The organism is Nocardiopsis sp. TNDT3 (genome assembly GCF_003427465.1).
GTDB classification, from domain to species: domain Bacteria; phylum Actinomycetota; class Actinomycetes; order Streptosporangiales; family Streptosporangiaceae; genus Nocardiopsis; species Nocardiopsis dassonvillei.
Window position 1 is genome coordinate 1 of the sequence record NZ_QPFC01000093.1, and the last position, 9,840, is coordinate 9,840.

At 72.3% G+C, this 9,840-nt stretch carries 10 protein-coding genes; 6 read left to right on the forward strand and 4 right to left on the reverse strand.

Going from position 1 to position 9,840, the window contains the following annotated elements; translation table 11 throughout:
* Positions 1-51: 51 nt before the first annotated feature.
* On the reverse strand, positions 52-879 hold the full coding sequence (locus DQW06_RS02660) for an ABC transporter permease (protein ID WP_117197892.1): 828 nt from the start codon (positions 877-879) through the stop codon (positions 52-54).
* Positions 876-1,802, reverse strand: coding sequence for an ABC transporter ATP-binding protein (locus DQW06_RS02665; protein WP_117197893.1), 927 nt, complete (start codon positions 1,800-1,802; stop codon positions 876-878). The genes DQW06_RS02660 and DQW06_RS02665 overlap by 4 nt, the downstream gene beginning before the upstream one ends.
* Positions 1,803-2,236: 434 nt before the next feature.
* On the opposite strand from DQW06_RS02665, the gene DQW06_RS02670 reads away from it, so the two are divergent.
* The 5 genes from DQW06_RS02670 to DQW06_RS02690 all read left to right on the forward strand — a co-directional run bounded on the left by DQW06_RS02670 (position 2,237) and on the right by DQW06_RS02690 (position 7,633).
* Positions 2,237-2,608 (forward strand): RNHCP domain-containing protein, encoded by a 372-nt coding sequence (locus DQW06_RS02670; RefSeq protein ID WP_013151168.1) that lies wholly within the window; start codon positions 2,237-2,239, stop codon positions 2,606-2,608.
* Positions 2,605-3,033 (forward strand): RNHCP domain-containing protein, encoded by a 429-nt coding sequence (locus tag DQW06_RS02675; RefSeq protein WP_081461683.1) that lies wholly within the window; start codon positions 2,605-2,607, stop codon positions 3,031-3,033. The genes DQW06_RS02670 and DQW06_RS02675 overlap by 4 nt, the downstream gene beginning before the upstream one ends.
* 219 nt (positions 3,034-3,252) lie before the next feature.
* Entirely contained in the window at positions 3,253-3,843 is a 591-nt protein-coding gene (locus DQW06_RS02680; RefSeq protein WP_041552148.1) for a DUF1707 domain-containing protein, read from the forward strand.
* Between the two features lie 158 nt (positions 3,844-4,001).
* Positions 4,002-5,390, forward strand: a complete 1,389-nt coding sequence (locus DQW06_RS02685) for an aspartate ammonia-lyase (protein ID WP_013151165.1) — start codon at positions 4,002-4,004, stop codon at positions 5,388-5,390.
* Between the two features lie 218 nt (positions 5,391-5,608).
* Positions 5,609-7,633, forward strand: a complete 2,025-nt coding sequence (locus tag DQW06_RS02690; protein WP_117197894.1) for a serine/threonine-protein kinase — start codon at positions 5,609-5,611, stop codon at positions 7,631-7,633.
* Positions 7,634-7,754: 121 nt separating this feature from the next.
* On the opposite strand, the gene DQW06_RS02695 is transcribed toward DQW06_RS02690, so the two are convergent.
* Together DQW06_RS02695 and DQW06_RS02700 are read right to left on the reverse strand one after the other, a co-directional pair.
* Positions 7,755-8,393: a transglycosylase SLT domain-containing protein gene (locus DQW06_RS02695; protein WP_019608589.1), complete on the reverse strand. Its 639-nt coding sequence runs from the start codon at positions 8,391-8,393 to the stop codon at positions 7,755-7,757.
* A 58-nt stretch (positions 8,394-8,451) separates the two neighbouring features.
* Positions 8,452-9,171, reverse strand: coding sequence for a lytic transglycosylase domain-containing protein (locus tag DQW06_RS02700; protein WP_117197895.1), 720 nt, complete (start codon positions 9,169-9,171; stop codon positions 8,452-8,454).
* A 415-nt stretch (positions 9,172-9,586) separates the two neighbouring features.
* On the opposite strand from DQW06_RS02700, the gene DQW06_RS02705 reads away from it, so the two are divergent.
* A partial coding sequence (locus DQW06_RS02705) for a hypothetical protein (RefSeq protein WP_157983328.1) occupies positions 9,587-9,840 on the forward strand: 254 nt, incomplete at its 3' end.

Below are 9,840 nucleotides of genomic sequence, written 5' to 3' on the forward strand. Positions count from 1 at the left end.
CGGCGCGGGGGGACGGTGCTCCCCCCGCGCCGTCCGCGCGTGCGGGGGGTTTCAGCCGACCACGCGGCGTCTCATCCGGGCGCACGCCAGGAACCACATCAGGACCACGAACACCAGCAGCACTCCGAGGTGGAACAGCGCCGCTCCGACTCCGATGTCGCCGAAGACCACTCCGCGGATCAGCTCGACCGAGTGGTAGAGCGGGTTGGCCATGGCCGCGTTACGCACCCAGTCGGGCAGCTCGGTGAGGGGGAAGAACGTGCCCGCCACCAGGAACAGCGGGGTGAACAGGCCGCTGAACACGTAGTCCATGGACCGCACCGAGTTGATCAGGGCGGAGATCCAGATCCCGAAGAGCGCGAAGGCGAACCCGGCGAGGAAGGCGATGAACGGCACGAGCAGCAGACCGGGTCCGGGGCGCAGCCCGAAACCCACCGCGACCAGCAGCGGGACGCACCCGTACACGCCCGAGCGCATCGCCAGCCACAGCGCCTCGCCGGTGACGAGTTCGCGCACGTCCACGGGGGCGGCCAGGATGCCCTCGTAGGTGTGCAGGAAGCGGCGTTTGATGAAGGTGTTGATGACCCCGGGCATCATCGACTGGAACAGCACCGACACCGCCACGATGCCCGTGCCGAGGAAGTCGATGTAGCTGTACCCGGCGAGGGTGCCGATGAGGGCGCCCATGCCGAACCCGAAGCAGAGCAGGTAGAGGGTGGGCTCGACCACCGCCGCGAAGGTGGTCGCCCGCCAGGACTGGCCGTACAGGATCCACTCGCGGGCGACGACGCCCATCACCGCGTCGGCCTCCAACCGGCCGGGGCGGGCGTGGATCTCGGGCCGGGCGTCCTCCCGGGCCTGCCGTGTCTGGTCCGTCACTCCACACTCTCCCCGGTCAGGGCCACGAAGACGTCCTCCAGGGTGCTCACCCGGCGCAGCGGCGCGCCCAGCCGGTCGCGCAGGGAGTCGGGCAGCTCCTCGGCTCGCAGAACCGACACGGTGGTGCCGGTGCGCCGGGTGGTGAAGCCGTGACCGTGGACGAGGCGTTCGAGTCCGTCGACGCCCTCCTCGCCCGGGGTGTACTCCTCCACTGTGGTCCCCGCGTACCGGGCGACGAGGTCGGCGGGGGCGCCGCGCTCGACGATCCTGCCCGCGGCCATGAGCGCCACCTCGTCGGAGAGGCGTTCGGCCTCCTCGATGTAGTGGGTGGACATCAGCACGGTGACGCCCTCGGCGCGCAGCGCGGAGATGACGCTCCACAGGTCCTGGCGCACCTGCGGGTCCAGGCCCACGGTGGGCTCGTCCATGAGGACGAGTTCGGGCCGGTGCAGCAGGGCGCGGACGATGAGCAGGCGGCGGCGCATGCCCCCGGACAGGTCGTCGACGAGGGTCGCGCCCCGGTCGGCGAGCTGGGCCAGCCGCATGGTCCGGGCGATGGCCTCGCGGCGTCGGCGGCGCGGCACCCGGTACAGGTAGGAGAACATCCGCAGGTTCTGCTCGACGGTGAGCTCCTCGTCGAGGTTGTCGTGCTGGGGCACGACGCCCATACGGGCCCGGGCCCACTTGGACTCGTCGGGGACGGCGTGGCCGAGGACGCGGATCTCGCCCTCGTCGGCGAGGGACTGGGCGGTGAGCATCTTCATGGTGGTCGACTTGCCCGCGCCGTTGGGCCCGAGCAGGCCCAGGACGACGCCCTGCGGGACCTCCAGGTCGAGCCCGTCGACGGCGGTGAGCGAACCGAAGCGCTTGACGACCCCCCGGAGTCGCAGGGCGGGGACGGACGGTGTGTCACCGGCGTCCATGGTCGCGCTCCCGGACGGACGGCGACCGGGGACAGGTGTGGTCATGAACACAACCGTAGACAGCGGGGGCGAGGGATTTCCAGCGGGTTTCCCCGGCTGTGGAAACACTCCCGCCGCGCCGTGCGCGCCCGCGGCGCCGCGGGCGGTGCGGGCGGTGCGGGGCGGTCCGACCGGCGGAAAAACCCGTTGTCCCGGCCGGGGCGCCCGCCTACGATCGTCCTCCGGACCCGTAGGAACGAGAATCCGGAGGACGACTCCGGGCGGAGAAGGGTGAGTATGCCCCAGAAAGCGCCGAGCGCGCCTCACAGTCACGCGTACCACCGCCGTACCCGGGCCCCGGGTATCTGAGGCGGCCACGCCCCTTTCCGTCGAGAAGCGCTCGGCCTGCTCCCTGCTGTCTGTCATCACTTTTCCCAGCAAGGAGTACCTTCCGGGTGTCCACCACCGATTCCTCCGACCGCTCCGCCACCCGCACCGGCGCCTTCGCCTGCGTGCGCTGCGGCCTGTCCGTGTCCCGCCTCGGTCCCGACGGGGAACCGCGCGACCACTGCCCGAGCTGTCTGAGCTCCCGCCACGTCCTGGACCGGGTCGGGGGCGGCGCCTCCGACTGCGGCGGACGCATGGCCCCGATCTCGGTCGCGGTCCCGCGCGGCGGCTCCTGGACGCTCATCCACCGCTGCGGCGTGTGCGACGAGATGTCCGAGAGCGCCGTCTCACCGGACGACAACCACCTCGTCCTCATGCGGATCGCGGTCCGGCCGCTGGCCGAACCGCCCTTCCCGCTCGACCTGTTCGGGGAGGTGTGAGCGTGGGCCGACGCAACACCCGTGTCACCAGGCGTCCCCAGCGCCCCAAGACCGTGCTGCACGCCCACGGCGAGGCGGGTGGTGCGGGTTCGTTCCGCTGTGTGCGGTGCCGTCTGGAGATCCCGGCCCGCGCGCCGGGGACGGCCCACCGCAACCACTGTCCGCACTGCCTGACCAGCCTGCACGTGGACCTGCGGGTCCCCGGCGACCGCGCGTCCGGCTGCCGGGGCGCGATGGACGCGCTGAGCATGGCGGCGCGGCCGGACGGGGAGTGGATGATCGTCCACCGCTGCGTGCGGTGCGGTGAGCTCGGCTCCAACCGCGTGGCGGGCGACGACAACGCCCGCGCGCTGGTCAGGGTGGCGGTCCGGCCGCTGGCCGCCGCCTCCGACGCGGTCGCTCGGCGGGCGCTGATGGACCTGTGACGGCGGACGGGGCGGGGGCCGCAGGGCTTTCCGCCCCGTCCGGGTCCGGCCCGCCGCGCTTTCCGCTCGGGCCGGGGCGCCGCGCCTTCCGGCCGGAGCCCGCCCGTGGGCCCGGGCGGGCGGACGCGGAGCGCTCCCCCGGACGCGCCGACGCGCGATGCTCCCCGGACGGGTGACCGGCCCGGGGTTTCGCCTAGTGTGGGCGGTGTGAGTGAGGAAGTGTCCCCCGACCGGCTACGCGCCTCCAACACCGACCGCGAACGGGTCCTGCGGGTCCTGCGCGAGGCCGCCGCCGACGGCCGTCTGGACCTGGAGGAGTTCGAGGAGCGCTCCTCCCTCGCGCACGAGGCCCGGACCCTGGGCGAGCTGCCCGGGATCACCGCCGACCTCCTCCCCGCCGAGCAGCAGCCCATCCGCCTGGACCGCCAGCCCGTTCTGGGTCTGTTCGGCAGGGCCGAGCGCAGGGGCCGCTGGGTGGCCTATCCCGACGAGCTGGCCGTGGCGCTGGTCGGCAGGGTCGAGGTGGACATGCGCGAGGCGCTCCTGATGCACAACCACCACCGCATGACCGTGACCGCCGTCCTGGGCCGCGTGGAGATCGACGTCCCCGAGGGCGTCGAGGTGCGGATGACCGGCTGGTCGTTCCTGGGCAGGCGCACCACCACCGCGCGCCGCTCCGAGCTGTCCCATCCCCCCGTGCTGGAGATCGACGGGTTCTCCCTGTTCGGCGTGGTGCGCGTGCGCGCCCCCAGGAGGCGCCGCCTCCTGGGCTGGCGCCGCCGCGATCGCCGACGCGGCATCGGGGCCTGACCGCGCCGACCTGCGGGGACCGCCGACCGGGCACGGGGGGCGGCGACGGTGTCAACATGACGCGCGCAACACCGCCAACCCCGGGTGAGGTGGCGGTGTGCTCCGGTGCGTCTGGCAATCTGGGGCTCACAGGTTTTCCCAGGGAGAGTTGGGTTGCAATGAGCGAGTTCCGTATCGAGCACGACTCGATGGGTGAGGTCAGGGTTCCGGCCGAGGCCAAGTGGAGGGCCCAGACGCAGCGTGCCGTCGAGAACTTCCCGATCTCCGGCCAGGGCCTGGAGGGCGCGCACATCGCCGCCCTCGGCCAGATCAAGGCCGCCGCGGCCAAGGTCAACGCCGAGCTCGGCGTCATCAGCGACGACCTGGGCAAGGCGATCCGGGAGGCCGCCCTGGAGGTCGCCGAGGGCAGGTGGAACGACGAGTTCCCGATCGACGTCTTCCAGACCGGCTCGGGCACCTCCAGCAACATGAACACCAACGAGGTCGTGGCGACGCTGGCCACCGAGCGCCTCGGGGCCCCGGTGCACCCCAACGACCACGTCAACGCGTCGCAGTCCTCCAACGACGTGTTCCCCTCCTCCATCCACATCGCCGCCACCTCCGCCGTGCAGAACGACCTGGTCCCGGCGCTGCGGCACCTGGAGGAGGCGCTCGGCGCCAAGGCGACCGAGTTCGCCTCCGTGGTCAAGAGCGGCCGCACCCACCTCATGGACGCCACCCCGGTCACCCTGGGCCAGGAGTTCGCCGGGTACGCCGCCCAGGTGCGCTACGGCGTGGAGCGCCTGGAGGCCGTCCTGCCGCGCGTGGCCGAGCTGCCGCTGGGCGGCACCGCCGTGGGCACCGGCATCAACACCCCCGAGGGCTTCTCCGCCCGGGTCATCGCGGAGATCGCCGAGCACACCGGCCTGCCGCTGACCGAGGCCCGCGACCACTTCGAGGCGCAGGGCGCCCGCGACGGCCTGGTCGAGCTGTCCGGCCAGCTGCGGACCATCGCGGTCGGCTTCGCCAAGATCGCCAACGACATCCGCTGGATGGGCTCGGGCCCGACCACGGGCCTGGGCGAGATCCTCCTGCCCGACCTCCAGCCCGGCTCCTCGATCATGCCGGGCAAGGTCAACCCGGTCCTGTGCGAGGCCGTGCTCCAGGTGACCTCGCAGGTCGTCGGCAACGACGCCGCGGTGGCCTTCGGCGGCGCGAGCGGCAACTTCGAGCTGAACGTGCAGCTGCCGATGATCGCCCGCAACGTGCTGGAGTCGATCCGCCTGCTCTCCAACGTCTCGCGCGTGTTCGCGGACCGCTGCGTGTCCGGTATCGAGGCCAACGTCGAGCAGTGCCGCGTCTACGCCGAGTCCTCGCCGTCGATCGTGACCCCGCTCAACCGCTACATCGGCTACGAGGAGGCCTCCAAGGTCGCCAAGCAGTCGCTGAAGGAGAAGAAGACCATCCGCGAGGTGGTCATCGAGCGCGGATACGTCGAGGACGGCAAGCTCACCGAGGCGCAGCTGGACGAGGCCCTCGACGTGCTGCGGATGACCAACTCCCAGTAGTCCGGAGCCGTTCCGCCACGGGGCACCCCGCACGCGGGGTGCCCCGTGCGCGCGCCGGACGGGGCGGTCGTGTTCCGGGCGGGGCGCACGGTGCGCACGGGTCGCGGTTGTGTCTCACCCGGCCGCGAAGGGCCCGGACCAGGAACCTTCCGGGTGCGGGAGGCGTCCGACATTCTTGAACAGAGCACCTTGGAAGCCCGCCTTCGAGAGGGCAGTACATGTCGAGCAACAGCGGCAGTGAACGCATCGTCGCGGACCGCTACGTCCTGCGCCGTGAACTCGGCCGCGGCGGTATGGGGGTGGTCTGGCAGGCCTTCGACCCGACGCTGGACCGCGACGTCGCGATCAAGCAGGTGCTGCTTCCCGACCACTTCACCGACTCCGAGCGGGCGGACGCCCACGGCCGGGTCCGGCGCGAGGCGCGCTCCGCCGCGCGGATCAGCCACCCCACGGTGATCACCATCCACGACGTCTTCGAGTACGACGGCAACCCGTGGGTGGTCATGGAGCTGGTCGAGGGCGGGTCCCTCCAGGACCGGCTCGACGAGCGGGGCGCCCTGCCTCCGGACGAGGTCGCGGAGATCGCCGGGTCGCTGCTGCGCGCCGTGCGGGCCGCGAACGCGGCCGGGGTCCTGCACCGCGACATCAAGCCGGGCAACATCATGACGTCCCTGGACGGCCGGGTGATCCTCACCGACTTCGGCATCGCGACGGTGGAGGGCGGGCCGAGCATCACCCGCACCGGCGCGCTGATCGGCTCCCCCGAGTACATGCCGCCCGAGCGGCTGGCGGGCGGTCCGGCCGAGCACCGGGGCGACCTGTGGAGCATCGGCGTGACCCTGTTCGCGGCGGTCGAGGGCACCTCCCCGTTCCGCCGCGACAGCATCACCGCGGCGATCGCGGCGGTGATGTCCGCGCCGCTGCCGCCGATGACGCGCGCCGGGTGGCTGGAGCCGGTCATCTCCGGTCTGCTGGAGCGCGACCCGGAGCGCAGGCTGAGCGCGGACGGGGCGCTGGCGCTGCTGCGCGAGCGCGGCGGGCCGAACGCGGGCGGCGACGACAGCGGCGGCTTCGGCGCGGCGGGCGCCGTGGGAGCCGCGGGGGCGGGCGCGTTCGCGGACGGTACCCCGGCCTCCGGCAGCGGCCCGCACACGACACCCGGCGTCAGCGGTCGGCAGAGCCCCCACCACACGCCGAGCGGTGGCCACCCCGGCACGGGGCCGCGGGGCGGCTACCCCCACACGCGGACCCCGCTGCCTCAGGGCCCGATGACGGGGCAGCGCCTGCCGCGGGGCGGACCGGCCGACCCGGTGACGCCCGCGTCGCCCTTCGCGCACGGGCACCGCACGGTCCACCAGCACCGGCCGCCCCACTCCGCGGGAGGCGGTCTCGGCGGCACGGGCCGTGGCCCGGGTGGACCCGGGGGTCCGGGTGTCCCGCTCCACTCGGGCGGCCACGGCGGCGCGCGTCCGGGCTCGGGCTCGGGGAACACCAGGCTCCTCGTCGGCGTGGGCGCCGCGGTGGTGGTCCTGACGCTGATCGGCGGCGTTGCCGTGGTCGGTGCCACCCTGTTCGCCGGAGCCGAGGCCGAGGGCGGTGCCTCCGAGGCGCTGTCGGCGTCCGAGAGCGCGCGGCCGCCGGCGGAGCCCTCCGCCTCCGTCGGCGGGGACGAGGGCGGTGCCGGCAGCGGCGGCGGTGAGGGCCGGGGCGAGGGCGGCCAGACCGGCGGCGGGGACGAGAACGGGGAGCCGCCGTCCTACGACGAGCTGGAGACCTTCCGGTCGCAGTGGTTCCACGTGGACTACCCGGCCGGGTGGCAGGTGGACGACAGTGAGATCGAGAACACGCTGGCGGTGTTCGTCGCGCCGGGCAGCGACCACCAGGTGTGGGTGACCGGCTGGACCGAGCAGGAGTTCACCGGGACGAGCGCCGAGTACCTGGAGGACACCAACGGCGGGACGAAGGTCGAGGGTGACGTCACCACCGGCTACACGCAGCTGGAGCTGGAGGAGTTCGACGACGGCGACTTCGAGGAGGGCTGGGACGTCGCCCTGGTGGAGTCCGACCTCGTCAACGAGACCTGGGCGAGCCAGGAACGGCGCTTCTGGGCCTACGCGATCAGCACAGAGCACGAGGGCGACCGGGTGTTCTACCTGGTCAGCGTGAACGTTCCGCGCGAGGACGCCGACTACTACGACGACCTGCACGAGGACGTCATGGAGACGTTCGACCCGCTGCTGTGAGTGCGCCGCCCGCCGACCGCGGCGGACCCGGCACGACGGGGGCCGTTCCGGAAGGGAACGGCCCCCGCGTCTCGCGTGTGCACCGGAGACGGCGCCCTCCGTCAGGGGGCGCCCCGGCGGGTCAGTACCAGCCGACGGACTGGGAGTGGGCCCAGGCCTCGCAGGGAGTGCCGTAGCGGCCCTTGATGTAGTCGATGCCCCAGGCGATCTGCGTGGCCGGGTTGGTCTGCCAGTCGTCGCCGTGGGTGGCCATCTTGTCGCCCGGCAGCGACTGGGGGATGCCGTAGGCGCCCGAACTGGGGTTCTGCGCGCTGGGGTTCCAGTTGCTCTCCTTCTGCCACAGGGGCTCGAGGCAGTCGTGGAACTCGCTGGCGGCCCAGCCCTGGTCGGTGACCATCTGGAGGGCGATGCCCTTGGGGTCGCCGGTGAAGACGGGAGTCTCCTCCTCCTCTTCCTCCTCTTCCTCCTCCTCGATGTCGCTTCCCTCGACCTGGGCCGTCAGGACCCCTTCGGTGAGAGCCGCGTCACGCTGCTCCTGAGCCTGACTGCGCAGGGTCTGGAGTTCTTCCTGGGACAACTGCTCGGAGAAGAACGACTCCTCCCCGGCTTCGGTGTCGGCGGCGGGTTCCTCGGTCTCCGGAATGGCGGCGCTGGCCACCGTGTCCGGATCGAGCTCGTCATCCGCGAACGCGGTGACGGCGAAGGTCGCACCCGCGACGAGGGTCGCCGCACCGACCGCCGCCGTACTACGCAGCGACATTCGGTTGATTAGCACGATTGCCTTTCCCAAGAGGGGGTTATTGGCAGGGAAAGCCCTATTAATACCAGTTGTTGGCCTGGGAGTGGGACCAGGCGCCGCAGGGGTTTCCGTAGCGGTCCTTGATGTAGTCGATGCCCCAGGCGATCTGCGTGGCCGGGTTGGTCCGCCAGTCGGAGCCGTGGGAGGCCATCTTGTCGCCCGGCAGGGACTGCGGGATGCCGTAGGCGCCCGAACTGGGGTTCTCGGCCGTGTGGTTCCAGTTGCTCTCCTTCTCCCACAGCGGCTCCAGGCAGTCGTGGAACTCGCTGGCGGCCCAGCCCTCGTCCAGGACCATCTGGAGCGCGATGTCCTTGGGGTCGCCGGAGGGGGCCGACCCGGCGGATCCGCCGCCGGAGGAGTCGGAACCGCCGGAGGTGTCGGCCTCGGGCTCCTCCTCGGGTTCGGGTTCGGGCTCGGCGATGTCGCTGGCCGTCCCGCTGTCGGCGCGGACGGCCCCGTCGACGGCCGCCCTGGCCTGCTCCATGCTCTCCTCGCGCTGGGCCTGGCGCTCCTGGTCGCTCTGCCCGGCCTGCGCGGCGAAGAAGTCCTCGGGCCGGTCGGACCCGCCGTCGCCGCCCGCCGCCGACCGCTGGTCGGGGACCACCGCGGCGGAGGCGAGCTGGCTCGGGTCTGCCGCGTCGCTCTGGGCGAACGCGGCGACCGAGAAGGTGCCGCCGGCGACGAGGGTCGCGGCGCCGACGGCGCCCGCATGTCGCAGTGAGATGAGGTTGAGTAGCAAAATCGCCCTTTCGCGTAGACGCACACGCGCCCCACGGGGTCCGCGTGTGTGAGAGTTCGCCGCCGCTGACCACGTGGCCCGGGGTGTCGCGCGCGAGGGAAGGGGTAGCCGTTCGACCGACCGCGGCGCGGGTTCCCACGTGGGAGGGGATGTTCGTGCAGCGGGTTCAGCCTGCATCATCGTCACGATGAAGTAACGCCAGATTTACTATGCCTTGGATCACATCACGGAATGCATCCGCGATGCGGTGCTTTGACCTGCACTTCGATACGTACAGTCAAGGAGGAGTCAAGTCCTCCCGGCACTGTGGCGAGGGTCTCCACACCTGCCGAAAGGAGACGGGGGTCACCGGGAACGGTGTTCCTGAGTACCCGTACGGATGTGCGCGGGCGGCTCCAGGGGTCAGGATGGCGCCATGAACGTCCACGGATCCCCGCCGTCCCCCGCGGGCCCACGGCTCAGCTGCCCGGACTGCCGCGCCCCGCTTGCCGCGCAGCCCCGCTCCTGCCGGCGGTGCGGGCTCCTGCTCGTCGGCGCCACCGCCCAGCGCCTGTGGCACATCGACACCGAGATCGCGCTGCTCAACAGCCGTGAGCGGCACCTGCGCGAGGAGCGCGCCGCCGTCGTGGCACTGCTGCGCGAGGAGTCGGGCCGAGGCGCGTCCCCGGC

Excerpts from the sequence above, each read along its gene's own strand:
- DQW06_RS02665 (WP_117197893.1), bottom strand. The coding sequence starts at position 1,802 with ATGGACGCCGGTGACACACCGTCCGTCCCCGCCCTGCGACTCCGGGGG.
- DQW06_RS02685 (WP_013151165.1), top strand. The coding sequence starts at position 4,002 with ATGAGCGAGTTCCGTATCGAGCACGACTCGATGGGTGAGGTCAGGGTT.
- DQW06_RS02690 (WP_117197894.1), top strand. The coding sequence starts at position 5,609 with ATGTCGAGCAACAGCGGCAGTGAACGCATCGTCGCGGACCGCTACGTC.
- DQW06_RS02695 (WP_019608589.1), bottom strand. The coding sequence starts at position 8,393 with ATGTCGCTGCGTAGTACGGCGGCGGTCGGTGCGGCGACCCTCGTCGCG.